This window comes from Streptomyces sp. NPDC003284, assembly GCF_053589675.1.
On record NZ_JBSFSI010000006.1, the window covers coordinates 142,333 to 168,416 of the forward strand.

Genomic DNA, 26,084 nt, shown 5'->3' on the forward strand with positions numbered 1-26,084 from the left:
GCCTGCTCCGGCAGCTCCTCTCCCCCGCTTCTCTCCCCGCGTCCCCCGCGTCCGGACACCACCCTGAAGGTCGGCCCCCGCACGCCGACGCGGCCACCGGACCGCCCCGCAACCCGCCGCCGGGACCGCCCGAGCCCCCGGCCGCACGGCCACCGGACCGCACGCCCCGGAACCGCAAGCCCGCCGAGGCGCACGGCCCTCGAACCGCACGCCCCCGGAACCGCGCGGCCCTCGGACCGCACAGCCCTCGCGAGCCGCGCGCCCGGCTGCACCACGCAGCCCGGCTTCCGGTCAGTCGCGGACCAGGCCCAGCCGCGCCCGCAGCCCCGTGGCGCGGTCGTCCGTGGCGACCGCTGCCGCGCCGGCGGTGACCGTCTCGTAGACGGAGAGGATGTCCGCGCCGACGGTGGACCAGTCGAAGCGGCGGACGTGGGCGCTGCCCCGCTCGCGGAGTTCGGCGCGGCGGGCCGGGTCGGCGAGGAGGCGCACGGCGGCGTCGGCCAGGGCGTCCGCGTCCTCGTTGGCGAACAGCTCACCGGCCTTGCCCTGGTCGAGGACCTGGGCGAAGGCGTCGAGGTCGGAGGCGAGCACGGGAGCGCCCGCGGACATCGCCTCGACGAGGATGATGCCGAAGCTCTCGCCGCCGGTGTTGGGCGCCACATAGAGGTCGACGCTGCGCAGGAAGCGCGCCTTGTCCTCGTCGCTGACCATGCCGAGGAACTCCACCCGCGCGCGCAGCTCCCGCGGCAGGCTCGCCACGGCCTCCTCCTCGTCGCCGCGGCCCGCGACCAGCAGCCGGGCCCGCGGATGCGCGGCGAGGATCTTCGGCAGGGCCCGCATCAGCACGGGCAGGCCCTTGCGGGGCTCGTCGATGCGGCCCATGAAGCCGATCGTGCCGCCCTGCCACTCGGGCCGGGGCTCGGCGCGGGCGAAGAAGCCGACGTCGACGCCGTTGGGGATGACCACGGCGTCCCCGCCCAGGTGCTCGACCAGGGTGCGCCGGGCGTACTCGCTCACCGCGATGCGCGCGCTGATCTTCTCCAGGGCCGCCTGGAGGATGGCGTACGCGGCGACCATCGCCCGGGAGCGCGGGTTGGAGGTGTGGAAGGTGGCCACGATCGGACCCTGCGCCGCCCAGCAGGTGAGCAGGCCGAGCGACGGCGAGGTCGGCTCGTGGATGTGGATCACGTCGAAGCGGCCCTCGTGCAGCCAGCGCCGTACCCGGGCGGCCGAGAGGAAGCCGAAGTTCAGGCGGGCCACCGACCCGTTGTACGGCACCGGGACCGCGCGGCCGGCCGAGACGACGTAGGGCGGCAGCGGGGTGTCGTCGTCGGCGGGGGCGAGGACGGACACCTCGTGGCCGAGGCGGATGAAGTACTCGGCGAGGTCGCGGATGTGGAACTGCACGCCGCCGGGGACGTCCCAGGAGTACGGGCAGACGATGCCGATCCTCACGCCGCCTCCCCCTCCGTGTCCTGCCCGGCCGGTGCGGGGCGGGGTTCGAGGTCCGCGAGCCACAAGCGCTGGAGCATGTGCCAGTCCTCCGGATGGTCGGCGATACCCGAGGCGAAGGCGTCGGCCAGCGCCTGTGTCATGACAGACGTCTTCTCGGGCCGCGTGCCTGTCGCCGGTACCTCGATCGGGGGATGGACCCGGCCCCGCATGACGGGCGAGCCGTCGTACCACAGGGTGACGGGCAGCAGCAGGGCGCCGGTCTGCTGGGCGAGCAGCGCGGGGCCGGCCGGCATCCGGGCCGTCTCGCCGAAGAACTCGACCTCGACGCCGGAGGAGGACAGGTCGCGGTCGGCGACCAGGCAGACCAGGCCGCCGTCGCGCAGCCGCCGGGCCAGGGTGCCGAAGGCCGAGCCGCCGCTGTGCGGCAGTACCTCCATGCCCAGGCCCTCGCGGTAGGCGACGAACCGGTCGTAGAGCGTCTCGGGCTTGAGGCGTTCGGCGACCGTGGTGAACGGCGTCTCCAGCGCGGTGGTGACCCAGGCGCCCGCCAGGTCCCAGTTGGCCAGGTGCGGCAGGGCGAGGACGACGCCCCTGCCGGAGGCGAGGCCGTCGGTCAGGTGGTGCACGTCGTCGGGGGCGAAGCCGCCCCGGACCCGCTCGGCGCTCCAGGCGGGCAGCCGGAAGGACTCCATCCAGTAGCGCAGGTAGGAGCGCATGCCCGCGCGGGACAGCTCCGCCAGCCGCTCGGGACTCGCGCCGGGCACCACGCGCGCGTAGTTGCCCTCCAGCCGCAGGACGCCCTTGCCGCGCCGCTTCCAGACGAGGTCGGCGAGGGTGCGGCCGAGCCGGACGGCCACCGGTTCGGGCAGCTTCTTGACGGTGTTCCAGCCCAGCCCGTACAGGGTGTCGGTCAGGCGCTCCCGGGCGCTCACGCCGACGCCCCGCTCCCCTGGTTCTCCTGCCGGGCGGCCTCGGCGTCCGCCTCGGCCGACTCGCGGCGCACGGTGACCACGCGCTGGATCAGCGTGACCAGGCTGCCGGCGGCGACGATCCACAGCGCGACCGGCAGCAGGTACTGGATGCCGGGCACCCCGAACTTGTGCAGGCCCGCGAATCCGGCCGCGACCAGGGAGATCACCAGCCGCTCGGCCCGCTCGACCAGGCCGTTCACGGCGACGGGCAGGCCGATCGCCTCACCGCGCGCCTTGGTGTACGACACCACCTGGCCGCTGGCCAGGCAGAAGATCGACACCGCGCACAGGGTGTTGTCGTGGCCCTGCCCGGCGTACCAGAGGGCGAACCCGCCGAAGATGGCGCCGTCGGCCACCCGGTCCAGGGTGGAGTCCAGGAACGCGCCCCAGCGGCTGGAACGGCCCAGCTGGCGCGCCATGTTGCCGTCGACCAGGTCGGAGAACACGAAGAGCGTGATCACCACCGTGCCCCAGAAGAACTCGCCCCGGGGGTAGAAGACCAGTGCGCCCGCCATCACCCCGGCGGTGCCGAGGAGCGTGACCGTGTCGGGGCTCACGCCCCGGCGGATGAGAAACGCGGCGAACGGTGTGAGGACACGCGTGAAGAATGCACGCGCGTACTTGTTCAGCATGGCCTTCCCGGGGGGTCGCTTTCGCCGGGCGGCCCCTGCTGGCCACCGGCTGGCCCATCGTAGTCACGCGCGCGCGTGGGCCGCGTCCGGGCACCCTCTGGCCCTTGCGGCGCACGGGCGGGCGGCGGGATCGGGTCCTTCGTATGGACGCGGCATGACGGGAGTGCAAAGCTCGAATGACCGCGGGCGTCGCAGGAGCCGCCGGTGACGCGGTGCCGCGTGTCCGCGCCCACAGGACCTCACCGTGCACGGGAGGGCAGGATCATGGGCGACAAGGCGCACACACATCCCGGAGCCGCCGGCAGGGCGATGGCGGCCGACCACCCCGCTTCCTTGCGGAACGTGGTGCTGGTCGGCCACTCCGGATCGGGCAAGACGACCTTGGTAGAGGCTCTCGCGCTGACGGCGGGGGCGGTGAACAGGGCGGGCCGCGTCGAGGACGGCGGCTGCGTCTCCGACTACGACGAGATCGAGCACCGCCAGCAGCGCTCGGTGCAGCTGTCCCTGGTGCCCGTCGCCTGGGACGGCATCAAGATCAACCTGCTGGACACACCCGGCTACGCGGACTTCGTCGGGGAGCTGCGCGCCGGTCTGCGGGCCGCCGACGCGGCCCTCTTCGTCGTCTCGGCCTCCGACGGCGTGGACGGCTCCACCCGCATGGTGTGGGAGGAGTGCGCCGCCGTCGGCATGCCCCGCGCCATCGTGGTCACCCACCTGGAGGCCGCCCGCGCCGACTTCGAGGAGATGACCCGGGTGTGCGCCGAGGCGTTCGGCGCCGACGACCCCGACGCCGTCCTCCCCCTGTACCTGCCGCTGCACGGACCCGAGGGCCCGGACGGGCACGCCCCGGTCACCGGCCTGGTCGGCCTGCTGACCCGCAAGCTGTTCGACTACGCGAGCGGGGAGCGCAAGGAGTCCGAACCCGGCGCGGACGAACTGCCGCGCATGGACGAGGCCCGCGGCCGGCTCATCGAGGGGATCATCGCCGAGAGCGAGGACGAGACCCTCATGGACCGCTACCTCGGCGGCGAGCAGGTCGACGTGGAGACCCTGATCAAAGATCTCGAACGGGCCGTCGCGCGCGGCGCCTTCTTCCCCGTGCTGGCCGCCGCCCCCGCCGCCGACGGCGCCCGCCAGGGCATCGGCACGGTGGAACTCCTCGACCTGATCGTCCGCGGCTTCCCCACGCCCCTGGAGCACGAGGCACCCGAGGTGACCACACCCGACGGCCGCTCGCGCCGCCCGGCGCCGTGCGCCCCGGACGGACCGCTGGTCGCGGAGGTCGTCAAGACGGCCTCCGACCCCTACGTGGGCCGGGTCTCCCTGGTACGCGTCTTCTCCGGCACCCTGCGCCCGGACGAGACCGTGCACGTCTCCGGGCACGGCCTCGCCGACCGGGGCCACGAGGACCACGACGTCGACGAGCGGATCGGCGCCCTGTCCACCCCGTTCGGCAAGCAGCAGCGCCCGGTGACGCACGCCGTCGCGGGCGATCTGGTGTCCGTGGCCAAGCTGAACCGCGCCGAGACCGGCGACACCCTCTCCGCCAAGGACGACCCGCTGCTGATGGCCCCCTGGCAGATGCCCGACCCGCTGCTGCCGCTCGCCATCCAGGCGCACAGCAAGGCCGACGAGGACAAGCTCTCCCAGGGCCTGGCCAGGCTGGTCGCCGAGGATCCCACGATGCGCCTGGAGCAGAACCAGGACACCCACCAGGTGGTCCTGTGGTGCCTGGGCGAGGCGCACGCCGACGTGGCCTTGGAGCGGCTGCGCAGCCGCTACGGGGTCCAGGTCGACGTCGTCCCGCACCGGGTCTCCCTGCGGGAGACGTTCGCCGGCCGGTCGGCGGGCCGCGGCCGGCACGTCAAGCAGTCCGGCGGCCACGGCCAGTACGCCATCTGCGAGATCGAGGTGGAGCCGCTGCCGGGCGGCTCGGGCATCGAGTTCGTCGACAAGGTCGTCGGCGGCGCGGTCCCGCGGCAGTTCATCCCCTCCGTCGAGAAGGGCGTACGGGCGCAGGCCGCGAAGGGGGTGGCCGCAGGTCATCCGCTGATCGACGTCCGCGTCACACTGCTGGACGGCAAGGCGCACTCGGTGGACTCCTCCGACGCCGCCTTCCAGACCGCGGGCGCGCTGGCGCTGCGGGAGGCCGCGGCCGACGCCCGGATCCATCTGCTCGAACCGGTGGCCGAGGTGAGCGTCCTGGTCGGCGACGACTACGTGGGCGCCGTGATGAGCGATCTGTCCGGACGGCGCGGCCGGGTGCTGGGCACCGAGCAGATCAGCGGCGGCCGGACCCTGGTGCGGGCCGAGGTGCCCGAGATCGAGATCGGCCGGTACGCGATCGACCTGCGGTCCCTGTCGCACGGCACGGCCCGCTTCGAGCGCCGCTACGCCCGCCACGAACCGATGCCGCAGCAGATCGCCGACCGGCTGCGCCAACAGGAGCGCGAAGCCTCATAGTCGACGCGCCGGGCGCACAACGGAGCGCTCGCGCGGGGCAGTACGGGGCACCGCGCTCCGCACAGGGGGGCGGCTTCGGCCGTCCACCTGTGCGGAAGGGCGGGTGCGGATACGCTGATGACCTGATCAACAGGTGTGCGAGGCAGGGAAGTCGGGAAGGCCGCAGATGCAGAATCGGCGGCAGTGGGGGCGGCGGTGACGGACGGATTCGATTTCAGTCCAGGGGCTCAGATTCCCCTCTCGGGCGCGGCGGGACAGACGGCGGCCACCTTCGCGCTGGCCGCCGCCGCCTACCGGGACGACGAAGTGGAGAAGATCAAGGAAGCCGACAACGACTGGCACCAGTCCACGGTCAAACCGCCGCGCCCCTGGGCGAAGATCTTCCGCCCCCGGCTCGGCGAGGCGTTCTCCCGCGCCGTGATCGACCGCATGCTCGGCGCCGGACGCAAGCCGCTCATCCAGTCCTTCGGCATCGAGCCCCAGGTCGTCGTGGAGCACTGCCTGGCCGCCCAGCGCATCCGCCGCGAGCGCGACAACTGGCTCTCGGCCGTGACGGTGCTGTGCGGGGTGCTGTTCCTGCCCGGCTTCCTGGTCTGGCTGCTGGTGTTCGTCCTGCGCACCACCATGAGCCGCCGCGAGGACAAGCGGGCCGGGATGCTCGCCACCACCCTGCTGGTCGCCATGGGCGCGCTCGCCGTCCTCTTCCTGGTCAAGATGCCCTTCCACGGCTTCTGGGCCTGGTACGCGCGCGCGGCCGTCGTCATGCCGGTCGCCGGCTGGTTCTGGGCCAAGCGGATCTGTGAGCGCACCGCCCGTGACCTGCGCGAACGCTGGTCCGGTCTGCTCTCGGGCGGCGGCGGTGTCGGCGCCAAGATCCCCGAGGCCGTCCCCGGCAACCCCGGTGACGCCGCCGAGCAGATCCGCAAGGAACTCGCCCGGCTCAGTGCCGAACAGCGCTCCAACTCGGTCTTCTACGCCGGTCCCAAGGGCATACTCGGCATGGGCACCCGCTGGGGCAGCTGGCAGCTCGCCGAGGACCTGGTCTCGGCCGAACCGGGCAAGGAGTTCCACCCGTTCCGCAGCTGGGACGTGATCAACGCCATCCAGGGCGGCCTCGGCATGCTGGAGCGCACCTCCATCAACACCGGCGGCTTCACCAAGCCGGCGATCACCCACTGGATCGTCACCCCCATCGGGGAGAACGCCAAGGAGGTCGCCCGGCCCGGCGGCACCGACGTGGACGCGTACACCGTCCGCAGCCACGCCGTGCAGGACATCTGCAACAAGCAGCAGTTCGGCAGCGGCGACCGGCACTACCTCGGCGTCCAGTGGACGCTCTGGGACGGCCATCTGGTGATCACCATGATGATCACCGTGACCGTGCTGCACAACACGCTGCGCATCGAGGTCACCGGTCACGCCCTGGGCCCGGTCAACCCGCTCTTCAACGGCAAGCCCGCGGCCAAGGAGAAGGAGGTGCAGAAGGCCTTCCGGTTCTGGGAGACCCGCAAGGTCAAGCTGCCCCTGATCGACACCGACGAGGTGGTACGGCTCGCCGCCCGCGCCCCGCTGACCTGGTACCCGCCGCTGCTCAACTGGCTCGGCGGCAGCCTCGCCCTGCCCGAGCCGTTCGGACTGCGGCACGCCTGGGCCGACCAGCCCTGGCGCCACCGCTTCATGGCCGACGACGCGCTGCGCGCCGCCACACCCGTGCTGCGGGTGGTGCACACGGCGGCGCTGAAGGTCCTGCGGGACAACGGCGTGGACGTCGAGAAGTTCGGCAACCGCTCCTCGGTGCTCAGCGGCATGGTCCAGGACGCCTCGCCCAGGAAGGCCGATCTGTACGACGCGTAGCACCCGCGCGACACGCCCCGACACGCACGGCGGGGGCCGGGCCCGGGACTACTCGGGCCAGGCCTCCGCGAGCATCTTGCGGGTGTCGGCGAGCAGTTGGGGCAGCACCCGGGTGTGCCCGACCACCGGCATGAAGTTGGTGTCGCCGCCCCAGCGGGGCACGATGTGCTGGTGCAGATGGGCGGCGATGCCCGCGCCCGCCACCGAGCCCTGGTTCATGCCGATGTTGAACCCGTGCGCTCCGGAGGCCGCGCGCAGGGCCCGCATCGCCTGCTTGGTCAGCTCCCCCAGCTCGGCGGTCTCCGCCACGGTGAGGTCGGTGTAGTCGGCGACGTGGCGGTAGGGCACCGTCATCAGATGGCCGCCGTTGTACGGGTAGAGGTTGAGCACCGCGTACACCTGCTCGCCGCGCCGGACGATCAGACCGTCCTCGTCGGACTTGGCCGGGATCGCGCAGAAGGGGCAGCCGTCCTTGGCCCCTGGACCGGTCGGCTTGTTCTCGCCCTGGATGTAGGCCATCCGGTGGGGCGTCCACAGGCGCTGGAACGCGTCCTGCGTCCCCACTCCGATCTGCTGCTCCGGCTCACTCGTCATGCGTGCAGCATATGGCGTGCCGCCCGGGGACGGAGCAGGCCCCCGGGAAGCCGTGCCTCCCGGGGGCCTGCTCCCGTGGGTCAGACCTGCGTGCGCTCCGCGACGACCTTCGCGATCCTGGCGATGGCCTCGTCGAAGGGGATGCCGTTGTCCTGCGAGCCGTCGCGGTAGCGGAAGGAGACGGCGTTGTTCGCCATGTCCTCGTCGCCCGCGATGACCATGAACGGCACCTTCTGCTTCTGCGCGTTCCTGATCTTCTTCTGCATCCGGTCCGAGGAGGAGTCGACCTCCACCCGCAGGCCCTTCTTCCTGGCCTCGGCGGCGAACGTGTGCAGATAGCCGACGTGCGCGTCGCCGATCGGGATGCCGACCGCCTGCACCGGGGCCAGCCACGCCGGGAAGGCGCCCGCGTAGTGCTCCAGGAGCACCGCGAAGAACCGCTCGATGGAGCCGAACAGCGCGCGGTGGATCATGACCGGGCGCTGCTTGGAGCCGTCCGCCGCGGTGTACTCCAGGTCGAAGCGCTCGGGCAGGTTGAAGTCGAGCTGGACCGTCGACATCTGCCAGGTGCGGCCGATGGCGTCCTTGGCCTGGACGGAGATCTTCGGGCCGTAGAAGGCGGCGCCGCCCGGGTCCGGGACCAGCGGCAGGCCCTGCTTCTCGGCGACCTGGCGCAGGGTCTCGGTGGCCTCTTCCCACGCCTCGTCCGAGCCGACGAACTTCTCCGGGTCCTTGGTCGACAGCTCCAGGTAGAAGTCGGTCAGACCGTAGTCGCGCAGCAGGTTCAGCACGAAGGTGAGCGTCTTGTCGAGCTCGTCGGCCATCTGCTCGCGGGTGCAGTAGATGTGCGCGTCGTCCTGGGTGAAGCCGCGGGCGCGGGTCAGGCCGTGCACGACGCCCGACTTCTCGTACCGGTACACCGTCCCGAACTCGAAGAGGCGCAGCGGCAGTTCGCGGTAGGACCGGCCGCGCGCGTCGAAGATCAGGTTGTGCATCGGGCAGTTCATGGGCTTGAGGTAGTAGTCCACGCCCTCGTCGAGCTGCATGGGCGGGTACATGCCGTCGGCGTACCAGTCCAGGTGGCCCGAGGTCTCGAAGAGCTTCCCCTTGGTCGCGTGCGGGGTGTAGACGAACTCGTAGCCCTCCTCCTCGTGGCGGCGGCGCGAGTAGTCCTCCATGACCCGGCGGATGATGCCGCCCCTGGGGTGGAAGACGGCGAGGCCGGAGCCGATCTGCTCGGGGACGGAGAAGAGGTCCAGCTCGTTGCCCAGCTTGCGGTGGTCGCGCTTCTCGGCCTCGGCGAGGAACTCCAGGTACTGCTTCAGCTCGTCCTTGGACGGCCAAGCGGTGCCGTAGATGCGCTGGAGCATCGGGTTCTTCTCGCTGCCGCGCCAGTAGGCGGCGGCGTTGCGCATCAGCTTGAACGCCGGGATGAGCCGGGTGCTGGGCAGGTGGGGACCGCGGCAGAGGTCCTTCCAGCACAGCTCGCCGGTCTTGGCGTCCAGGTTGTCGTAGATCGTCAGCTCACCGGCGCCGACCTCGACGTCCGCGCCGTCCTCGGCGGAGGCGGAGCCCTTGAGGCCGATCAGCTCCAGCTTGTACGGCTCGCCGGCCAGCTCCTCGCGGGCCTCGGCGTCGGTGACCACCCGGCGGGCGAACCGCTGCCCGCGCTTCTGGATCTCCTGCATCTTCTTCTCGATGGCCTTGAGGTCATCGGGGTGGAAGGGCCGCTCGACGTCGAAGTCGTAGTAGAAGCCGTCCTTGACCGGCGGGCCGATGCCCAGCTTGGCCTCGGGGAACAGCTCCTGCACGGCCTGCGCCATGACGTGCGCGGTGGAGTGGCGCAGGATGTTCAGACCGTCCTCGGAGGAGATCTCCACGCCCTCGACGGTCTCGCCGTCCGCGACCTCGTACGCCAGGTCCTTCAGCTCGCCGCCCACGCGCGCGGCGACGATCGAGCGCTCACCGGCGAAGAGGTCGGCGGCCGTGGTGCCCGTCGTCACCGTGCGCTCTTCCCGCTCGGAATCGCGTTGGATGATCACACGGACGTCTGACACCGGTCTCTCCTGACTGAAGGGGGTGCGGCGCCATACCGGGAGCGCGCGCATGACTGGGATGGTACCGAGACGAAGGCGCCCTCCGCGAAGCGGTTGTCGTCAGCCCCGCGGGGCGCCGTCCGCTCCGGCCTCCGGTCCGCCGAAGAGATCCGGGTCCCCGGGCCCCTCCCCCAGCCATTTCATCAGCCGGTCCCGTTCCTCGTCGTCCACCCGCACGGGGACGACCTCGCAGGCGCCCGTGACCCGGCGGAAGCCGCCGCGGCTCTCCAGTCTGCCGCGCATCCGCACCGGCAGTCCGGCCAGGTGCGCGTGCCCGGCGGTGCGGTAGTCCTCCTCGGCCAGCACGACCCGGACGTAGGGCACCTCGGCGCCCGCGAGGACGCGCAGCCGCGCGGTGCCCTCGCCGTAGGGCCGGGGTCTGCGCAGCCGGACCACCGCGCCGGTGATCCGCACCGGCACGGACGGCTCGGCGCGCAGATAGCGGGCACCGGCCTCGCGCAGCACGGGCAGGTCGCCCGGTGAGAACGCGACCGGCCCGGCCCCGCAGTGCGCGGGTACGCCCGCGGCGGGTGCCCAGTCGACCGCGATCCGGGCGCCCTCGCTGCCGCGCACCAGCGCGATCAGCGCCTCGGTCAGCTCGCGGCTGGCACCGGCCCGCACCGCGCCGTCGAAGGCGTCCAGGGCGCCGGTGGCCCGGCGGTGGTCGACGGCCTCGCGGACGGCGTGGACGGCCCGGTGGAGCCGGACGGCGAGCGGCCGGGCGGGGTCGACGGGGACGAGCGCGGTCAGGCCGGGGCCGCCGCTGCCGGAGCCGACCAGGACGTGGTCGAGGCAGGCGGCGGCCGGGCGGCGGTGCCGTGCGCCGTGGTAGCCGGTGCGGGCGCGGGTGGCGAGCGCGGCGGCGAGCAGGGTCTGCCGGGCGGCGGCGCGCAGCCGTTCCGCGGCGGTCCAGGCGGCGGTGCCGGCCGGGCCGCCCGGTTCGTCGCGCCACCAGTGGATCTCGTCGCTGGGCACGGCGAGGGCGGCCAGCACGGCGTACGCGGACGGTGTGCGGGCGTGGACCAGGGCGTCCAGTGCCTCGCCGAGCAGGTCGTCGCTGTCGGGGAAGGCGTGGCTGACGGGCACCAGCAGGCTGGTGGCGGCGCCGCCGGGGCCGGGCGGTGTCCAGCGGCCGTAGTGTCCCGTGGCGCCGCCGCGCCGCTGCCAGCCGTGCCGGTGCAGCAGGGCGGCGAGCACGGCCGGGTCGACGTCGGCGGGGTGCGGGACACCGGCCGGGGGCGCGGTGGCGGGGTGCGGGCGCGCGGCGCGCGACGGCTGGTCCGGGGGTCGGTGCGTCATGGTCTGCCTCCGGTCCCGACCCGCGTCATGATCTCGCACAGGGCCCGGTCGTCGAAGATGCGCGAGGTCGGTATCCGTACGGTGGTGCGGTGGCGGCCGGTGATCGGATGGCCGGCGAGGTTGACCCAGTAGCAGCAGTGCCTCAGGTCGAGCCGGTCGTGCCCGGCCCGCAGCCACTGGTCCTGGGAGCGCGGCACGATCATCACGACCAGGATCTTGTGGACCGAGACCGGGGTGCGGGCGAGCTTCGCCAGGTGGGCGTTGTCCAGGGTGAAGGCGAAGGTCGGGCCCGGCGGGTGGGGCGGGAGCTGGTAGGTGCACTTGAGCTGCACCTTGACGGTCACCTCGTCGTCGACGGTGTGTCCGGGGGCGCTGTGGCTGACGTGCCAGTCGATGCCGTTGTCCGGGAAGGGCTGGGACAGGGAGCAGCCGGCCGCGGCGGCGACGGCATGCAGATAGCCCACCTGCAAGGTCTCCATGCAGGCGGTGGTGGCGAGTGTGCCGCGTCGGGTGCCCGCGCGTCCGGGCAGCAGCCCGCTCCGCTCGGGCTGCGCCGTCACCATGACCGACAGCCTTCCGAACCAGGGGAATCGAGAGAGACGTACCGAACGGGATGGGGGTGGAACGGGGGTCCGGCGGGGGCGGCCGCGGCGGTCGGGCCGGGCGTGTGCCGCTGCCGCCGCCGGGGCAGGGGTCCCGGTCCGGGGAGCGGGTCCGTGAACTGCAAAGACCCGTACTGCTGTTGTCTCCTTCCGGCGTACGCCGCAAACAGCCCGGGTATCACCGGTTCGGGTGGCGGACGGCACGTCAGCCGCCTTGGGTGAGCGAGGAGTTGTGGTCGACATGACGTGCTGCTGGTACGAGGGGCCGCTGGCCGCCTTCGACACGGAGACCACGGGCGTCGACGTCGAGACCGACCGCATCGTGTCGGCCGCCGTCGTCGTCCAGGACGCGCCGGGCGCGCGGCCCAGGACGGTGCGCTGGCTGGTGAATCCGGGGGTGCCGGTGCCCGGGGCGGCGACGGCGGTGCACGGCCTGACGGAGGATCACCTGCACCGCAACGGGCGCTGGCCCGCGCCGGTGATGTACGAGATAGCCGAGGAGCTGGCGGAGCAGGCCACGCTGGGCCGCCCGCTCGTGGTGATGAACGCGCCGTTCGATCTGACCCTGCTGGACCGGGAGTTGCGGCGGCACCGGGCGTCCTCGCTGGGCCGCTGGCTGGAGTCGTCGCCGCTGAGCGTGCTGGATCCGCGGGTGCTGGACAAGCATCTGGACCGCTACCGCAAGGGCCGGCGCACGCTCACCGATCTGTGCGCGCACTACGAGGTGACGCTGGCGGAGGCGCATGACGCGGCGGCGGACGCGCTTGCCGCGCTGGAGGTGGTCCGGGCGCTCGGCCGCCGGTTCGCGGCCCGGCTGGAGCGGCTGTCCCCCGCCGAGCTGCACGCGTTGCAGACGGGCTGGCACGCGGCGCAGGCACGGGGCCTGCAAGCGTGGTTCGCGCGTACCGGCACCGAGGAGACCGTGGATCCGGCCTGGCCACTGCGCCCGGAGCTGCCGGCGGCGGCGTGAGGCGGTGCGGTTCCGCGGCGCCGGGGTCGGGCGGCGGGCGGCGGGCGGCGGGCGGCGGTGACATGAAGAAGGCCGGTCCGCTGCTGCGGACCGGCCTTTTCCCGGTGGGCGATACTGGGTTCGAACCAGTGACCTCTTCGGTGTGAACGAAGCGCTCTCCCACTGAGCTAATCGCCCGGGAACGGACTGAACCATACAGGTCCGGGGGGCCTTCGTTCAAACCGTCGCCAGATGCGCGGCCAGTCCGCGCCGTCCGGCGCTCATCATCAGCCGGTGGTTGAGCCGGAAGACGGGGCGGCCGGGCACGGCGAGGCGTCTGAGCAGCGGTTTGTGCACGTCGACGACCTGGTCGTAGCGGGCCAGGGTGCCGGTGCCGTGGGCGGTGAGGGTCCAGCGCGCCCAGCCGTCGATGTCCCCGGTCATCGCCACCTCCAGGATCCCGGCGGCCGGGTCGCGGCGCGCCTCGCGGGCGGTGAACGTCATGTCGTACGGCAGCAGGGAGCGGATCCGGACGACGCCTGCGGTGGCGTCGGTCGGGCGGACCTCGCGCACCTGCGGCCACCACCGCGGGTAGTCCTCGACCCGTTCCAGGGCCGCGTACACGGTGGCGGGCGGAGCGGGCAGGGGCCACCGGCTGAGGAAGCGGTAGTGGGTCCAGTCCATGGTCCTCAGTCTGCCCGGTGCGCCGCTGCCCGGGGGCCGCTTTCCCGGTGCCGGGCCGGGGCCGCGGGACGGGCGCCGGTTCCTCTTGTGCCCTACGTCCGAGGGAATATGACGGGGTATTGGAAAAGGTCAGGAGATTTTCATCGCGAGTCCGCTCGCGGAACTCCCGGCGGAAAGAGACACGGTGGTGGGACGCGGCGGTGAAAGCGGGACCGGAAAGTCCGCCTTCATGGATCGGCGTCCATCGGTGCGCATACACCGACGGCCCGCCCTGTGTTCAGGGACGGGCCGTGGGACCGGGGTGGGCGATACTGGGTTCGAACCAGTGACCTCTTCGGTGTGAACGAAGCGCTCTTCCACTGAGCTAATCGCCCCGGGTGCAGGAAGAACATTACCGCATGTCAGCCGGTGCCCCGGACCAGGGTCCGGGAGGGTTCCGCGGGGGGCCGGGAGGTCTCGCGGGCCGGTCACCGGCGGCCGGTCGGGGTCACTGGTGCTTGATGCTCCAGGGCATGACCAGGCCGAACTTCCACAGGTAGATCCCGCCGAGCACCGCGATGATCACGAGTCCGGCCACGGTCAAAGCGATGTTGCGGCGGCGCACCCTGGGGTCGAGGGCCCGCTGGGCCGCCTCGGTGACCTTGCGTTTGGTCCAGCGCAGCACGAGCTGGGCCCAGACGAACTCGGTCGCCCAGATCGCCATGCCGCCGAAGATGACCACCCAGCCCGGTCCGGGCAGCGGGAGCAGGATGACGCCGGTGACGACGACCGCCAGGCCGACGACGAAGACGCCGACCTGCCAGCTGACGTGGAGCACGCGCCGGGACCGGACGAACTCCGGCGCGCGGGACCCGAGGCCCCGGCGGTCCGGCGCCTCGTCCGCCCCGGCCCCGCCGTGGGGCTCGCGGGCCTCTTCGGGTTTCCCCTCCATCGTCGCTCCGTCCGGCGTCGCGGCAACCTCGGCCGGCTCGTCACTCCCCGTATTCATATGTCCGAACCTACCGGAGAGAATCCGGTCACCGGAATGGCCGTACCGCCCGAACGGGTTCTCGGCCGGAAGAGTTACGTAAAGCCAGGCAAAACCCTCAGAGGGGTTTACAACGGCACCGTAGGTGGCATGTCGATTTCGCCGACGTGCGAATCCCCGAGCGCACACTGAGCGAAAGGCCCTGGCGCTTATGAACACCACGGTCAGCTGCGAGCTGCACCTGCGCCTCGTTGTGTCGAGCGAGTCCTCCCTGCCTGTCCCCGCAGGCCTGCGGTACGACACGGCCGACCCCTACGCCGTGCACGCCACCTTCCACACCGGAGCCGAGGAGACCGTCGAGTGGGTGTTCGCCCGCGACCTCCTCGCCGAGGGGCTTCACCGTCCCACGGGCACCGGCGACGTCCGAGTCTGGCCGTCGCGCAGTCATGGTCAGGGCGTCGTGTGCATCGCCCTGAGCTCTCCGGAGGGCGAGGCACTGCTCGAGGCCCCGGCGCGGGCCCTGGAGTCCTTCCTGAAGCGGACGGACGCGGCCGTGCCCCCGGGCACGGAACACCGGCACTTCGATCTCGATCAGGAGCTGTCGCACATCCTCGCGGAGAGTTAGCGGTAGCCGCCGAGGCCCTTCGAGCTGCCCGTTGCCGTCCACTCGGGGAGACGGCTCGGGCCAGGACGACCGCACACAGGGCGCACCGGCGCCGGTTCCCCTCGGGGGCCGCCGCCGGTGCGCTCGCGCGCGTCCGGGGGCGGCAGGGGACGGCAGGGGGCCGTCGTGGCGTGTCTGTGCGCTGCTCGGGTGACGGCGGGGCCGCTACCATCGGCCTGCATCGGCGGGCGTGTGCCCGATCCCCAGGCCAGGGAGCGAAACGTGCTGATCACCCACGACACCCGGTGCGCGCTCGACACCGTGGTGGATCTGGTGAACACCGCACCGGAGGACGACTCGGCGCCGGACGGGCTGGCGGATCTCGCCGCGCTGACGGATTTCGTACGCCGGCACGACATGAGCGATGTCGGGGTGCTCTCCGAGTTCGATCTCTCGGCGGTGCGCCGCATCCGCGGCCGGTTCGCGGGGATCTTCTCCGCCCCGGACTCCCGTACGGCCGCCGGGATGATCAACGAGCTGGTGGCGGCGGCGGGCACCACGCCCCGGCTGACGGACCACGACGGCTACGACTGGCATGTGCACTACTTCGCCCCCGGTGCCTCGGTCGCCGATCATCTGGCGGCGGACTGCGGGATGGCGCTCGCGTTCTTCGTGGTGGCCGGGGAGCAGGAGCGGCTGCGCCGGTGCGAGGCGCCCGACTGCCGACGGGCCTTCGTCGACCTGTCCCGCAACCGCTCGCGGCGCTACTGCGACAGCCGCACCTGCGGCAACCGGCTGCATGTGGCCGCGTACCGCGCGCGGCGCAAGGAGGCGGCGGGCTGAGCCCGGGACGCTCCGGTGGGTCGTGGCCCCCGGCGGGTGACGCCGAGGAACCACGGTACGGCTCACAGCAGCAGCAGGTCGTGCAACGCAGCCATGAGCAGCAGACACCCGATCACCGCAAGGAAGATCATCAGCGGTGGCTGGGATAGGGCGAAGAGGCAGCCGCGCGGCTTGTCCTTCTGCGGCGCGGCCTCGCTCTGGGTCGTGTCCACCATCTCGCGGTGATGATGACCCAGCCAGGACCCGCGGCGCGATCAACACGCACCGAATGTCCGGGTCGTCGCGGGATTCCGTGATCTTCGCTCCGGATCGGGTCCGAGCTTGATCGTTTCCGGGACCGGCGTCGGTCGGATGTCAGATGCCGTGCTTCTTGAGGATGGCCTCGATGTCGCTGAAGTCGTCGCCGCCGGGCGCGGAGGCCGGGCGGGAGCTCTGGGCGCCGGACGGGCGGGCGGCGGGCTTGCGGGCGCCGCCGAGGGAGGGCGCGGAGGCCGCCGGAGCCACCGCTTCCGGTGCGGTGGCGCGGGCCGCCGCTCTGCGCTCCTTGCGGGTGCCGCCCCGGCGGCGCTCGACGGCGCGGGTCGTCGCGAAGAGCACCCAGGCGCAGCCGAGCAGGGCGAATCCGGCCCAGGCGGTGGGACTGAAGGCGGTGCGGGCCAGCCAGCCGACGGCCCCGGTCATCACCAGGCCCACCGGGACCAGCGAGTAGGCGGCGATCCGGGCCGCCGCGAGGAACCGCTTGCGGTAGGCGGTGACCGCGGCGATGCCCAGCCCGGCCGCGGAGACGGCGCAACAGACGGTCTCGGCAATCATCCGGTCCTCCAGGCGGTGCTCTGCGGTCGGGGCGGCCGGGGCAGCCGGTCCGGGCCCTTCGTCCCCTCCATCCTGCACCTGCCACCGGGCCGCGGGCCACGTCCGGGACCGAGATCAGGGAGATCTCCGGGTCGCCTCCTCCGCAGGTGCCGGTCACGGGCGGCGCCCGGCCGGGCGTGGGCCGACGGCCGGGCGGGGCGCCGGTCGCGGCGGGCGGGGATTGGGTGCCGCGCCGCGGGCCTGGAAGACTGGTGGCATGAGCGACACCTCCCCCGCATCCACGGTCCCGGTCCTCGACGTCTGGTGCGAGCTCCAGTGCCCCGACTGCCGTACGGCGCTGGACGACCTGCGTGCCCTGCGCGCCCGCTACGGCGACCGGCTGGAGCTGCGGCTGCGGCACTTCCCGCTGGACAAGCACCGGCACGCCTTCGCCGCCGCGCAGGCCGCCGAGGAGGCCGCCGAGCAGGGGCAGCTGTGGCCGTACGTGGAGGCGGTGCTCGCCCGGGTGGCGGAGCTGGACCGCCGGGGCGAGCCGCTGCTGGTCGAGGTGGCCCGTGAACTGGGCCTGGACGCCGAGGAGTTCGACACCGCGCTGATCGACGGCCGGCACATCCTGATGGTGGACGCCGACCAGGCCGAGGGCAAGGCGATCGGGGTGACGGGCACACCGACGTATGTGATCGGCGGCGAGCGCCTGGACGGCGGCACCGGCCAGGAGGGGCTGCGCGAGCGCGTCGAGGAGATCGCCGACCGGCTGCTGGCGCAGCAGGACCGGGGCGGCCGGGACACGGCCTGACCGCTCCCCCGCGGCCGTGGGGTCAGGACAGCTCCCTGTGGGTCAGGGCAGCTCCCTGCGGGTCAGGGCAGCTCCTTGTAGAGGGAGTGCAGGGTCGTGCGGTAGCCGAGGGAGTCGTAGAGGCGCTCGGCCGGGGTGTTGCCGGCGAAGACGTTCAGGCCGAGGACGGACCGGCCCGCGGCGATGGCCTGGGCCTCGGCGAGCAGCATCAGGGAGCGGCCGTGGCCCCGGCCGCGGAAGCGGGCGTCGGCCTCGACGTCGTAGACGAACGCCCTGTCCTCGTCGAGCGCGACCCACAGGGTGCCGACCGGGGTGCCCTCGTGTTCCAGGACGCTGATCAGCATGTCCGGTGTGGCCGGGCCCTGGGGCAGCAGCCGGGCGTGGTCGGCCTCCGACTTGGCCTGCGCCTCGTCGGCCGGTACGCCGCGGTCGATCCAGCTCTGCGCATAGACGGCCTTGCCGTGCTCCAGCCACGGGCCGTACTCGGCGTCCGTGAGCGGCCGGCCGCGGGTTCCGGCGGGCAGTCCGGGCGCGGCGGCGCCGAGCCGCTTCTCCATGCCGCGGTTGCGCGGGACGTAGCCGAGCGCGGCGACGAGCCGCAGGGCGGCCTCCTCGGCGGCGGGCACGGCGATCTCGACGCGTCGGCAGCCCCAGTCGCGGGCGACCTCCTCGGCGGCCAGCGCGGCCACCGTGCCGCGCCCCCGGCCCCGGTCGGGCTCGTCGATGCGCAGGTCGAGGATCCGGGCGACGGCGGGCCCGAAGACGGGGTGGGTCGCCAGGTGGAGCACGCCGACGGGGCGGCTGTTCACGCAGACCTGGTAGCGGCGCGAGCGGGTTCCGTCGGGGTGCTGCTGGAGCGGCTCGGTGGGCCGCAGGGTGGTGGTCATCAGGGGATTTCTACCCGCCCCGGCGGCCCGCGTCAGCTCTTTTTCCACGACGTGCGCGATGTCCCGCGGCCGCCGCCCGGTCACGGGTCGAGGTCGTCGCCTGACCGCTCGTCGAAGATCCGCATGGCCTTGGCCGTCACCGGGCCCGCCGTGCCGGGCAGCGCGCGGCCGTCGACACGGTGGACGGCCTGCACGTCGCGCAGGGTGGAGGTGAGGAAGACCTCCTCGGCGCGGTCCAGGACGTCGAGCGGCAGGTCGCTCTCGCGGGCCCCGGTCCAGTCGAGGACGAGCGCGCGGGTGACACCGGCGAGGCAGCCGGAGGCGAGCGGCGGGGTGTGGATCTCGCCGTCGAGGACGACGAAGACGTTGGACCCGGTGCCCTCGCAGAGCTGTCCGACGGTGTTGCCGAACAGGGCCTCGGAGGCGCCCTCGGCGCGGGCGCGGGCGAGGGCGACGACGTTCTCCGCGTAGGAGGTGGTCTTCAGGCCGGTGAGGGCGCCGCGTTCGTTGCGGGTGAAGGGGACGGTGACGGCGGCGGTGGAGTCGGGGCGGCGGGCGGCCTCCCCGAGGGCGACGACGAGGGTGGGCGGGTGCTCGCCCCGGTCGGAGCCGAGGGGGCCGTGGCCGCCGGTGTAGGTGATGCGCAGCCGGCCGAGCGGCACGGGGTGGGCGCCGAGGACGGCGGCGCAGGCGCGGCGGACCTCGTCGAGGTCCGGGCCGGGCAGCCCGAGGCCGCGGGCCGAGCGGGTCAGCCGGTCCAGATGGCGGGTGAGCGCGAACGGCTTCCCGTCGGTGGCCCTGACCGTCTCGAAGACGCCGTCGCCCACGGTCAGCCCGTGGTCCAGGGCGGAGACGCGCGCGGACTCCAGGTCCCGCAGTGCGCCGTCGAGCCATACCTTCACAGTGCCGTGTCCTCTCCGCCGTGCTCGTGGGTGCCCGACGCTACCGCGAGCAGCCGGGCCGCCTTCAGTTCGGTCTCCCGCCACTCCCCCTCGGGATCGGAGTCCCAGGTGATGCCGGCGCCCGCGCCGAAGCGCAGCACGGCGCCCGTTCCGGCGCCGCCGCCGGGCCGGTCGATCCAGAAGGTGCGGATGCCGACGGCCAGTTCACCGGTGCCCCGGTCGGCGTCGACCCAGCCGATGCCGCCGCAGTACGGTCCGCGGGGCGCGGTCTCCAGGGCGTCGATGATCCGCAGGGCGCTCGACTTGGGGGCGCCGGTGATCGAACCGGCCGGGAAGGCGGCGGCGAGCAGTCCGGGCCAGCCGGTGCCGGGGCGCAGTTCACCGCGGACGGTGGAGACGAGGTGGACCAGGCCCGGGTGCTTCTCGACGGCGCACAGGTCGGGGACGGTGACGCTGCCGGTGGTGCAGACCCGGCCCAGGTCGTTGCGGACCAGGTCCACGATCATCACGTTCTCGGCGTGGTCCTTGTCGAGGAGTTCGTCCTCGGTGCGGGCGGTGCCCTTGATCGGGCCCGACTCGGCGGTGCGGCCCGCGCGGCGCAGGAACAGCTCCGGGGAGGCGGTGGCGATCTCCACACCGTGCTCCGGCAGGCGAATCGTTCCGGCGTACGGGGCCGGGTTGCCGCGGGCCAGGACGGCGGTGAGCGCGTCCACGTCGGCGTCGGGGCGGACCGGCGCGGACAGCACCCGGCAGAGGTTCACCTGGTAGACCTCGCCGGCCGCGATGTGCTCGCGCACCCGGCGCACGCCGGCGGTGTACGCGCGGCGGTCGAGCGAGGAGGTCCAGTCGGCGGCGGCCGGTCCGCGCCAGGCGCCGGGCACCGGGGCGGGCACGGGCGCGTGCCGTACGTCGCTGAAGCGGGCGCAGGTCAGACGGCCCTCGTAGTCGGCGGCGACCGCCCAGAAGCCGGTGGAGTCCAGGGCCGCGGGGTCGTCGGTGACATCGGTCAGGCCGGTGGCGAGGCGGTCGCCGAAGCGCGCCAGAGGAGGCAGGTCGAGCACGGCACCGAGTCTAGGACCGGTGTCCACCGGATGGCCCGTGCGTGTCCTGCGGGGGGCCTGACCAGGTCCTCGGGGGGACGCACCGCAGCACGCTGCGCAAACGCGTTTTTGTACTGGCCCGGGAATCCGCTAGAGTTCAACACGTCGCCGGGACGCGCAAGCGGACCGCACCGACAGGCGGACGTAGCTCAGTTGGTAGAGCGCAACCTTGCCAAGGTTGAGGTCGCGAGTTCGAGCCTCGTCGTCCGCTCGCAGGAAAGAGGGGACTCCCGGTCCCCTGCACTCCTGGTGGAGTGGCCGAGAGGCGAGGCAACGGCCTGCAAAGCCGTCTACACGGGTTCAAATCCCGTCTCCACCTCCAAGGACGATTAGCTCAGCGGGAGAGCGCTTCCCTGACACGGAAGAGGTCACTGGTTCAATCCCAGTATCGTCCACTGGACCGGCCGTCTCGTACGGCGAGGTCCCGACCCGCGCGATTAGCTCAGCGGGAGAGCGCTTCCCTGACACGGAAGAGGTCACTGGTTCAATCCCAGTATCGCGCACGCACCGCCCGTGACCCTTCGGTCACGGTCCCGAGGACGATTAGCTCAGCGGGAGAGCGCTTCCCTGACACGGAAGAGGTCACTGGTTCAATCCCAGTATCGTCCACACCGCAGCAAGCCCCCGGCCGTTCCGTACGGCCGGGGGCTTTCGCGTGCCGGGGCTCAGCTGGAGAAGAGCATGTGGCCGAAGCTCTTGCGCTTGTGGCCGTGTCCGTAGTGCCCGTGGCCGCCGTGCGGCGCGCCCCAGGCCGGGGCGGGCGGGGCCGGGTACGCCTGCGGGGCCGGGTAGCCCTGCGGGGCGGGCGGCGGCGGGGCGGGCTGCGCCCACTGGGACTCCAGGCGGGTCAGTGCCTCCAGCTCGCCGTAGTCGAGGAAGATGCCGCGGCAGCCGCTGCACTGCTCGATCTGGATGCCGTTGCGGTTGTAGGTGTGCATCGGCGCGTGGCACTTCGGACACTGCATGCTCGGCTCAACTCCTCACCGGTGGGTCCTGCTTCGGGGTACCGCCTGGACAGACTCCGTCCGGCCGCGGTCGGTTGCACCCTACTGGTGCGCTCCGCCCGTCAACTCGCCGGGCGGCGGCGCCATTCGGCCGCAGGCGTCGACCACGGCCCGCTCCACCTCGTCCAGGGCGCGGCCGGCCGCCGCCGCCTTGGCGACGGCCCGTGCGGCGCTCTGCACGGTCAGGGCGCGGGCGGCGGTGTCCAGGGCCGCCCACGGGTCGCCGTCGGGCGGCACGGCGGGGCCGCCCGCCGCCCGGTAGGCGGTGAGGAAGCGGGTCCAGTCGTCCGGCGGGAGCAGCCCGCAGGCGAACCAGGCGGCGGGACGGGCCAGGTCCCAGGCGGGCGCTCCGGTGCCGAGGTCGTCGACATCGATCAGCAGCCAGGGACCGCCGGGCACCGGATGGCGTACGAGCTGGCCCAGGTGCAGGTCGCCGTGGCAGACGGCGGCAGGACCGGGCGCGGGTGCCTCGGCGCGCGCCCAGGCGGGCAGGGCGGCCCACGCGCGCAGGACCGGGCCGGTGGCCGGGTGGCCGGGGGCGGCGGCGCGCAGCCGGGCGACGGCGCGGGCGGTCTTCTCCGGGCCGCGCATGGGCGGCAGTCCGGGCGGTACGGGGCTGCGGTGGAGGCGGGCGAGGAGTGCGGCGGTGGCTTCCCAGGGCGCGGCCTCCGGGACCTCGGGGTCGACGGGCGTGCCGTGCGGCCAGAAGGTGACGAGGCGGTCGTCCGACGCCACGGGAGCGGGGTCGAGCGGGGGCAGCAGGATGTCCGGCAGGCGGGCGGCCAGGGCCAGGCGGTGGGCGAGCGCGGCGGGGTCCGTGCCGGGTGCGTGCGCCTTCGCGACGGTCCCGCAGTGCCGGACCACCGTGGCGTCGGGGCGGTCGGCCAGGACGGTCGTCGGGCGGGCGCAGCCGGGCGCGCCGGGGTGGGCGGCCCTGATGACCTGCGCGGCCAGCGCGGGGGGCGGGCCGACGGGGACGGGGGCGGCGGTGGCGGTCACGGGCTCCCCCTGGGGTACGGCGGCCGGGCGCGGCGTCGGGCACCGTGTCCGGGTACGGCGGCCGGGCACCGTGTCCGGACAGGCGTACGGGTGCGGTGTCGGGCGGTGAGCCTACGGGTTGGTGTCGCGGGCGGGGGCGCCGGGCCGGGCGGGAGCCGCGGGCGGTGTCCGAGGGTCCGGGGGGCGGGTCCGCGGGTGAGGCCCGCGAGTGAGGCCGGTGGGTGTGGCCCGCGGGCGGGCGGGGCCGGACACGGCAATGCCGGCGCAGCTCCCCAGCTGCGCCGGCATTCTGCCGTCCGCCGCACCCCCGTCCCCACGGGGTTTCATGGGTGGATGTCCCCGCCCGGACCGCTCTTCCGGGCCTGGGGCGCCGCTCAGCGCCCCAGCATCACTCCCACGGACGACGCCTGTGTGGCCACGGTGTCCCACCCGTCGAAGACGAGCAGGAGCAGGGCCGCCAGGGGAAGGGCCATCACGGTCGCCACCAGTGGGTGGCGACGGCCCGTGCGGCGGGGGCGCGTGAAGCGTCCCGGGAAGCGGAACGCGGTCCGCGGTGCCGTGTGGGCCATGGTCCCTCTCCTGACCGTCTCGGTTGTCATCGGCAGCGGCGGGTGTCTGACCTCGGGGGACGAGTGCTGCACCCGCCGCTTGACCTCAAATCTAGGGGCGGGGCGGATGCAGGGCGTCATGCCCTCGTACCGATTGGCGGGCCTCCCGGAGGATGAGCCGTGCCCGGGGGCGTACTCCCCTGGGTGGAGACGTCCTCCTCCGTCTCCGGGTCATCCCGGAGAGGGTGCCCGGACTGCCCGGCATTTCCGGACACGGACGGTGACATCGCTCACTTCCGGGTGGGGCCGGACCCCCGCGTGCGCCCGCCGTCCGACCGCCCGCCACGACGCCGCACGGTCCCTCCCGGCCGTCTCCCGCGCGGTCCCGGCCGGGACCGGCGGGCGGCCTCCGTGATCTCCAACCCCCCTGTCGGCGCGGGCGGTTGGGATCTTGTCCGCGGGCGGCTCCGGCGGGCCGCCCGTGCGCTGACCGTCCCTCAACTCTCGCGCACGGCAGTGACAATCGATCGGGTCGAGAGGGCGCGGCCTCTGCGCGCGAGCGGTCCCGGAAACGTAAGCTGTGGCTCGTCACAGGGACCGGGCAGCGGGGATGAACATGGCGATGATGCGCCTGAGGCGCGAGGACCCGCGCGTCGTCGGCTCGTTCAGGCTTCACCGACGGCTCGGCGCGGGCGGGATGGGCGTCGTCTATCTCGGCTCCGACCGGAAGGGCCAGCGGGTCGCGCTGAAGGTCATCCGGCCGGATCTGGCGGAGGACCAGGAGTTCCGCTCCCGGTTCGCGCGCGAGGTCTCGGCGGCCCGGCGGATCCGGGGCGGCTGCACCGCCCGGCTGGTGGCCGCGGACCTGGAGGCGGACCGGCCGTGGTTCGCCACGCAGTACGTGCCCGGCCCCTCCCTGCACGACAAGGTGGCCGACGAGGGCGCGCTGGGCGCCGCCGAGGCGGCCGCGGTCGGGGCCGCCCTGTCGGAGGGGCTCGTCGCGGTCCACGAGGCCGGTGTGGTGCACCGGGACCTGAAGCCGTCCAACATCCTGCTGTCGCCCAAGGGCCCGCGGATCATCGACTTCGGCATCGCCTGGGCGACCGGCGCCTCGACGCTCACCCATGTGGGCACGGCGGTCGGCTCCCCCGGCTTCCTCGCCCCGGAGCAGGTGCGGGGCGCCGCCGTCACCCCGGCGACCGACGTGTTCTCGCTGGGCGCGACGCTGGCGTACGCGTCGACGGGCGACTCGCCGTTCGGGCACGGCAGCTCCGAGGTGATGCTGTACCGCGTGGTGCACGAGGAGCCGCATCTCCAGGGGGTGCCCGACGCGCTGGCCCCGCTCGTGCGGGCCTGCCTGGCCAAGGATCCCGAGGACCGGCCCAGCACGCTCCAACTGTCGCTGCGGCTCAAGGAGATCGCCGCCCGCGAGGCGCAGGGCCTGGGCGAGCCCCGGCCGCCGTCGCCGCGCGCCGCCGAGGCGGACCGGCCCACCGGCCGGATGGCCGACACCTACCCGGACCAGCAGCGCGCCACCTACCCGGAGCAGCAGCGCGCCGCCCGTCCCGAGGGCCAGCGGTCGCCGTACTCCGAGCAGCGGCGGGGCGGCCCGGCCGAGCAGCAGCGCGGCGGGCATCCCGAGGCGCGCGGGCAGCGGCGGCAGCAGGCTGCCGCGCCCCGGACACCCGCGCCGCGCGGCGGCGCCCCGGCCGGGCGGGGCGGCGCTCCCCGGGACGGGGGCGGCCCGCGGGCCACCGGCGCGTCGTCCCGGGCGGGCGGACGGCCCGTTCCGGCGTCCAGGGGCGGGTCCCGGCCCGGCGGCGGCAACCGTCCCGGCACCCGCGGCGGTCCCGGCCGCCCGCGCCCGCGCGGCACGTCCACCGGTCTGCGCCCGGCCAACCCGCGGCTGCTGCGGCAGCGGCTGTTCGTGTTCGTGGTGGTGACGCTGCTGGTCGCGCTCGGTATCGCGGCGGCCCAGGGCTGCCAGGGGCCGTCCCGGGGGCTCGGCGTCGAGCGCGGCGGCGTACGGGTGGAGCAGCAGCACGGGCAGGCGGCGGAGACCGCCTCCGCACCGGGACACTGACCCCGGCCCGGCGACACGCGTCGCGCGCGGACCGCGACTCCGTACGGGCCGCATCTCCTGACGGGCTGCGCCTGCGGGCGGGCTACGCCTCCGGGCGGCCGGCCGTGACGGCGTAGAAGGCGACGGCCGCCGCCGCGCCGACGTTCAGGGAGTCGACGCCGTGGGACATCGGGATACGCACCCAGGTGTCGGCGGCGGCCAGCGCGCGGCGGGAGAGGCCGTCGCCCTCCGCGCCGAGCATCAGCGCGACCCGTTCCATCCGGTGCGGGGCCGTCTCGTCCAGGGAGCGGGCCTGTGCGTCGGGGGTGAGCGCGAGCAGGGCGAAACCGGCCTCGCGGACCGCGTCAAGACCCTGCGGCCAGGTGTCGAGGCGGGCGTACGGCACGGAGAAGACGGCGCCCATCGAGACCTTGACGCTGCGGCGGTAGAGCGGGTCGGCGCAGTCCGGCGAGAGCAGTACCGCGTCCATGCCGAGGGCGGCGGCCGAACGGAAGATCGCGCCGATGTTGGTGTGGTCGTTGACCGCCTCCATGACCGCGACCCGGCGGGCGGTGGCCAGGAGGTCGGCGGCGGCGGGCAGCGGCTTGCGCCGCATGGAGGCCAGCGCGCCCCGGTGCACGTGGTAGCCGGTGACCTCTTCGGCCAGGTCGGGGGCGACCACGTAGACGGGCGCGTCGAGCGTGTCGAGGACGTCGCGCAGGGCGTCGGCCCACTTGGCGGACAGCAGCATCGAGCGCATCTCGTACCCGGCCTCGGCGGCCCGGCGGATGACCTTCTCGCCCTCGGCGATGAACAGGCCCTCGGCGGGTTCGCGCCGACGGCGCAGCTCCACGTCGGTCAGGCCGGTGTAGTCGTGCAGGCGGGGGTCGGCGGGGTCGTCGACGGTGATGAGTTCGGCCACGGGGAGCTGCTGCCTTGTCCTGGTGCGGTGGGAGAGGG

Annotated in this window: 25 protein-coding genes and 7 tRNA genes; 12 read left to right on the plus strand and 20 right to left on the minus strand. The window is 73.6% G+C overall.

Annotation, left to right across the window (positions count from 1 at the left end; genetic code table 11):
• Window positions 1–291 precede the first annotated feature (291 nt).
• The 3 genes from ACWDYF_RS15450 to pgsA are packed head-to-tail and all read right to left on the minus strand — an operon-like array spanning window position 292 to window position 3,058.
• Window positions 292–1,455 carry a glycosyltransferase family 4 protein gene (locus ACWDYF_RS15450; protein WP_018570238.1) on the minus strand — a complete coding sequence of 388 codons (1,164 nt, stop codon included), beginning with the start codon at window positions 1,453–1,455 and terminating at the stop codon, window positions 292–294.
• Window positions 1,452–2,387, minus strand: a complete 936-nt coding sequence (locus ACWDYF_RS15455; RefSeq protein WP_389464175.1) for a phosphatidylinositol mannoside acyltransferase — start codon at window positions 2,385–2,387, stop codon at window positions 1,452–1,454. The genes ACWDYF_RS15450 and ACWDYF_RS15455 overlap by 4 nt, the downstream gene beginning before the upstream one ends.
• A complete protein-coding gene (gene pgsA, locus ACWDYF_RS15460) occupies window positions 2,384–3,058 on the minus strand; it encodes a phosphatidylinositol phosphate synthase (protein WP_018570240.1) in 675 nt (224 codons plus the stop codon). The genes ACWDYF_RS15455 and pgsA overlap by 4 nt, the downstream gene beginning before the upstream one ends.
• A 264-nt stretch (window positions 3,059–3,322) precedes the next feature.
• On the opposite strand from pgsA, the gene ACWDYF_RS15465 reads away from it, so the two are divergent.
• Both ACWDYF_RS15465 and ACWDYF_RS15470 read left to right on the plus strand, forming a co-directional pair.
• Window positions 3,323–5,521: an elongation factor G-like protein EF-G2 gene (locus ACWDYF_RS15465; protein WP_389464173.1), complete on the plus strand. Its 2,199-nt coding sequence runs from the start codon at window positions 3,323–3,325 to the stop codon at window positions 5,519–5,521.
• A gap of 195 nt (window positions 5,522–5,716) precedes the next feature.
• Entirely contained in the window at window positions 5,717–7,375 is a 1,659-nt protein-coding gene (locus ACWDYF_RS15470) for a hypothetical protein (protein ID WP_381737065.1), read from the plus strand.
• Between the two features lie 48 nt (window positions 7,376–7,423).
• Here the strand turns inward: ACWDYF_RS15470 and ACWDYF_RS15475 are convergent, their stop codons facing one another.
• The 4 genes from ACWDYF_RS15475 to ACWDYF_RS15490 form a co-directional block, all read right to left on the minus strand.
• Window positions 7,424–7,969 (minus strand): HIT family protein, encoded by a 546-nt coding sequence (locus ACWDYF_RS15475; RefSeq protein ID WP_389464170.1) that lies wholly within the window; start codon window positions 7,967–7,969, stop codon window positions 7,424–7,426.
• An 80-nt stretch (window positions 7,970–8,049) separates the two neighbouring features.
• Window positions 8,050–10,026 (minus strand): threonine--tRNA ligase, encoded by a 1,977-nt coding sequence (gene thrS, locus ACWDYF_RS15480; protein WP_389464169.1) that lies wholly within the window; start codon window positions 10,024–10,026, stop codon window positions 8,050–8,052.
• Window positions 10,027–10,125: 99 nt separating this feature from the next.
• The gene (locus ACWDYF_RS15485; protein WP_389464167.1) at window positions 10,126–11,364 is read right to left on the minus strand and encodes a hypothetical protein; all 1,239 of its coding nucleotides are present in this window, start codon (window positions 11,362–11,364) and stop codon (window positions 10,126–10,128) included.
• Complete coding sequence (locus ACWDYF_RS15490; protein ID WP_355478652.1) at window positions 11,361–11,927, minus strand: DUF4365 domain-containing protein; 567 nt, start codon at window positions 11,925–11,927, stop codon at window positions 11,361–11,363. The genes ACWDYF_RS15485 and ACWDYF_RS15490 overlap by 4 nt, the downstream gene beginning before the upstream one ends.
• Window positions 11,928–12,207: 280 nt before the next feature.
• On the opposite strand from ACWDYF_RS15490, the gene ACWDYF_RS15495 reads away from it, so the two are divergent.
• On the plus strand, window positions 12,208–12,936 hold the full coding sequence (locus ACWDYF_RS15495; protein ID WP_389464293.1) for a 3'-5' exonuclease: 729 nt from the start codon (window positions 12,208–12,210) through the stop codon (window positions 12,934–12,936).
• A gap of 105 nt (window positions 12,937–13,041) precedes the next feature.
• Here the strand turns inward: ACWDYF_RS15495 and ACWDYF_RS15500 are convergent.
• The 4 genes from ACWDYF_RS15500 to ACWDYF_RS15515 all read right to left on the minus strand — a co-directional run bounded on the left by ACWDYF_RS15500 (window position 13,042) and on the right by ACWDYF_RS15515 (window position 14,530).
• A tRNA-Val gene (locus tag ACWDYF_RS15500) sits at window positions 13,042–13,113 on the minus strand.
• Between the two features lie 39 nt (window positions 13,114–13,152).
• Window positions 13,153–13,599: an SRPBCC family protein gene (locus ACWDYF_RS15505; RefSeq protein ID WP_018570248.1), complete on the minus strand. Its 447-nt coding sequence runs from the start codon at window positions 13,597–13,599 to the stop codon at window positions 13,153–13,155.
• 302 nt (window positions 13,600–13,901) lie between these two features.
• A tRNA-Val gene (locus ACWDYF_RS15510) sits at window positions 13,902–13,973 on the minus strand.
• Between the two features lie 113 nt (window positions 13,974–14,086).
• On the minus strand, window positions 14,087–14,530 hold the full coding sequence (locus ACWDYF_RS15515) for a TIGR02611 family protein (RefSeq protein ID WP_389464165.1): 444 nt from the start codon (window positions 14,528–14,530) through the stop codon (window positions 14,087–14,089).
• A 247-nt stretch (window positions 14,531–14,777) separates the two neighbouring features.
• Here ACWDYF_RS15515 and ACWDYF_RS15520 point away from each other — a divergent pair, with 247 nt between their 5' ends.
• Both ACWDYF_RS15520 and ACWDYF_RS15525 read left to right on the plus strand, forming a co-directional pair.
• On the plus strand, window positions 14,778–15,191 hold the full coding sequence (locus ACWDYF_RS15520) for an SsgA family sporulation/cell division regulator (RefSeq protein WP_004002642.1): 414 nt from the start codon (window positions 14,778–14,780) through the stop codon (window positions 15,189–15,191).
• A 261-nt stretch (window positions 15,192–15,452) separates the two neighbouring features.
• Window positions 15,453–16,013 carry a CGNR zinc finger domain-containing protein gene (locus ACWDYF_RS15525; protein ID WP_064531712.1) on the plus strand — a complete coding sequence of 187 codons (561 nt, stop codon included), beginning with the start codon at window positions 15,453–15,455 and terminating at the stop codon, window positions 16,011–16,013.
• Between the two features lie 62 nt (window positions 16,014–16,075).
• On the opposite strand, the gene ACWDYF_RS15530 is transcribed toward ACWDYF_RS15525, so the two are convergent.
• On the minus strand, window positions 16,076–16,228 hold the full coding sequence (locus ACWDYF_RS15530; RefSeq protein ID WP_018570251.1) for a hypothetical protein: 153 nt from the start codon (window positions 16,226–16,228) through the stop codon (window positions 16,076–16,078).
• 139 nt (window positions 16,229–16,367) lie between these two features.
• On the minus strand, window positions 16,368–16,826 hold the full coding sequence (locus tag ACWDYF_RS15535) for a hypothetical protein (protein ID WP_389464163.1): 459 nt from the start codon (window positions 16,824–16,826) through the stop codon (window positions 16,368–16,370).
• Between the two features lie 256 nt (window positions 16,827–17,082).
• Between ACWDYF_RS15535 and ACWDYF_RS15540 the strand changes: the two genes are divergently transcribed.
• On the plus strand, window positions 17,083–17,622 hold the full coding sequence (locus tag ACWDYF_RS15540) for a DsbA family protein (RefSeq protein WP_037896568.1): 540 nt from the start codon (window positions 17,083–17,085) through the stop codon (window positions 17,620–17,622).
• Window positions 17,623–17,684: 62 nt separating this feature from the next.
• On the opposite strand, the gene ACWDYF_RS15545 is transcribed toward ACWDYF_RS15540, so the two are convergent.
• From ACWDYF_RS15545 to ACWDYF_RS15555, 3 genes are all read right to left on the minus strand, one after another.
• Window positions 17,685–18,509 carry a GNAT family N-acetyltransferase gene (locus ACWDYF_RS15545; protein WP_389464161.1) on the minus strand — a complete coding sequence of 275 codons (825 nt, stop codon included), beginning with the start codon at window positions 18,507–18,509 and terminating at the stop codon, window positions 17,685–17,687.
• 80 nt (window positions 18,510–18,589) lie between these two features.
• Window positions 18,590–19,411, minus strand: coding sequence for an aminotransferase class IV (locus ACWDYF_RS15550; protein WP_389464159.1), 822 nt, complete (start codon window positions 19,409–19,411; stop codon window positions 18,590–18,592).
• Window positions 19,408–20,472, minus strand: a complete 1,065-nt coding sequence (locus tag ACWDYF_RS15555; protein WP_381737058.1) for a chorismate-binding protein — start codon at window positions 20,470–20,472, stop codon at window positions 19,408–19,410. Before ACWDYF_RS15555 ends, ACWDYF_RS15550 begins: the two co-directional genes overlap by 4 nt.
• A 177-nt stretch (window positions 20,473–20,649) precedes the next feature.
• Between ACWDYF_RS15555 and ACWDYF_RS15560 the strand changes: the two genes are divergently transcribed.
• From ACWDYF_RS15560 to ACWDYF_RS15580, 5 genes are all read left to right on the plus strand, one after another.
• Window positions 20,650–20,722, plus strand: a tRNA-Gly gene (locus ACWDYF_RS15560).
• A 37-nt stretch (window positions 20,723–20,759) separates the two neighbouring features.
• A tRNA-Cys gene (locus tag ACWDYF_RS15565) sits at window positions 20,760–20,833 on the plus strand.
• A gap of 1 nt (window position 20,834) precedes the next feature.
• Window positions 20,835–20,906: transfer RNA gene (locus ACWDYF_RS15570), tRNA-Val, on the plus strand.
• 36 nt (window positions 20,907–20,942) lie between these two features.
• Window positions 20,943–21,014: transfer RNA gene (locus ACWDYF_RS15575), tRNA-Val, on the plus strand.
• A gap of 34 nt (window positions 21,015–21,048) precedes the next feature.
• Window positions 21,049–21,120: transfer RNA gene (locus tag ACWDYF_RS15580), tRNA-Val, on the plus strand.
• Window positions 21,121–21,176: 56 nt separating this feature from the next.
• Here the strand turns inward: ACWDYF_RS15580 and ACWDYF_RS15585 are convergent.
• The 3 genes from ACWDYF_RS15585 to ACWDYF_RS15595 form a co-directional block, all read right to left on the minus strand.
• The gene (locus tag ACWDYF_RS15585; protein ID WP_389464158.1) at window positions 21,177–21,476 is read right to left on the minus strand and encodes a TFIIB-type zinc ribbon-containing protein; all 300 of its coding nucleotides are present in this window, start codon (window positions 21,474–21,476) and stop codon (window positions 21,177–21,179) included.
• A gap of 81 nt (window positions 21,477–21,557) precedes the next feature.
• Window positions 21,558–22,514 carry a phosphotransferase family protein gene (locus tag ACWDYF_RS15590; RefSeq protein WP_389464156.1) on the minus strand — a complete coding sequence of 319 codons (957 nt, stop codon included), beginning with the start codon at window positions 22,512–22,514 and terminating at the stop codon, window positions 21,558–21,560.
• Window positions 22,515–22,888: 374 nt separating this feature from the next.
• Window positions 22,889–23,083 carry a hypothetical protein gene (locus ACWDYF_RS15595; protein WP_389464154.1) on the minus strand — a complete coding sequence of 65 codons (195 nt, stop codon included), beginning with the start codon at window positions 23,081–23,083 and terminating at the stop codon, window positions 22,889–22,891.
• Window positions 23,084–23,672: 589 nt separating this feature from the next.
• On the opposite strand from ACWDYF_RS15595, the gene ACWDYF_RS15600 reads away from it, so the two are divergent.
• Window positions 23,673–25,145 (plus strand): serine/threonine-protein kinase, encoded by a 1,473-nt coding sequence (locus tag ACWDYF_RS15600; protein ID WP_389464152.1) that lies wholly within the window; start codon window positions 23,673–23,675, stop codon window positions 25,143–25,145.
• A gap of 82 nt (window positions 25,146–25,227) precedes the next feature.
• Here the strand turns inward: ACWDYF_RS15600 and ACWDYF_RS15605 are convergent, their stop codons facing one another.
• Window positions 25,228–26,046, minus strand: a complete 819-nt coding sequence (locus ACWDYF_RS15605) for a TrmH family RNA methyltransferase (protein ID WP_381737055.1) — start codon at window positions 26,044–26,046, stop codon at window positions 25,228–25,230.
• Window positions 26,047–26,084 lie beyond the last annotated feature (38 nt).

Bases quoted from the DNA above. Each gene is read 5' to 3' on its own strand.
- ACWDYF_RS15540 (WP_037896568.1), top strand. From the start codon at position 17,083: ATGAGCGACACCTCCCCCGCATCCACGGTCCCGGTCCTCGACGTCTGG.
- ACWDYF_RS15515 (WP_389464165.1), bottom strand. From the start codon at position 14,530: ATGGAGGGGAAACCCGAAGAGGCCCGCGAGCCCCACGGCGGGGCCGGG.
- ACWDYF_RS15505 (WP_018570248.1), bottom strand. From the start codon at position 13,599: ATGGACTGGACCCACTACCGCTTCCTCAGCCGGTGGCCCCTGCCCGCT.
- ACWDYF_RS15485 (WP_389464167.1), bottom strand. From the start codon at position 11,364: ATGACGCACCGACCCCCGGACCAGCCGTCGCGCGCCGCGCGCCCGCAC.
- ACWDYF_RS15475 (WP_389464170.1), bottom strand. From the start codon at position 7,969: ATGACGAGTGAGCCGGAGCAGCAGATCGGAGTGGGGACGCAGGACGCG.
- ACWDYF_RS15465 (WP_389464173.1), top strand. From the start codon at position 3,323: ATGGGCGACAAGGCGCACACACATCCCGGAGCCGCCGGCAGGGCGATG.
- ACWDYF_RS15535 (WP_389464163.1), bottom strand. From the start codon at position 16,826: ATGATTGCCGAGACCGTCTGTTGCGCCGTCTCCGCGGCCGGGCTGGGC.
- ACWDYF_RS15490 (WP_355478652.1), bottom strand. From the start codon at position 11,927: ATGGTGACGGCGCAGCCCGAGCGGAGCGGGCTGCTGCCCGGACGCGCG.
- pgsA (WP_018570240.1), bottom strand. From the start codon at position 3,058: ATGCTGAACAAGTACGCGCGTGCATTCTTCACGCGTGTCCTCACACCG.
- ACWDYF_RS15595 (WP_389464154.1), bottom strand. From the start codon at position 23,083: ATGGCCCACACGGCACCGCGGACCGCGTTCCGCTTCCCGGGACGCTTC.
- ACWDYF_RS15600 (WP_389464152.1), top strand. From the start codon at position 23,673: ATGAACATGGCGATGATGCGCCTGAGGCGCGAGGACCCGCGCGTCGTC.
- ACWDYF_RS15545 (WP_389464161.1), bottom strand. From the start codon at position 18,509: ATGACCACCACCCTGCGGCCCACCGAGCCGCTCCAGCAGCACCCCGAC.
- ACWDYF_RS15585 (WP_389464158.1), bottom strand. From the start codon at position 21,476: ATGCAGTGTCCGAAGTGCCACGCGCCGATGCACACCTACAACCGCAAC.
- ACWDYF_RS15530 (WP_018570251.1), bottom strand. From the start codon at position 16,228: ATGGTGGACACGACCCAGAGCGAGGCCGCGCCGCAGAAGGACAAGCCG.
- ACWDYF_RS15520 (WP_004002642.1), top strand. From the start codon at position 14,778: ATGAACACCACGGTCAGCTGCGAGCTGCACCTGCGCCTCGTTGTGTCG.
- ACWDYF_RS15495 (WP_389464293.1), top strand. From the start codon at position 12,208: ATGACGTGCTGCTGGTACGAGGGGCCGCTGGCCGCCTTCGACACGGAG.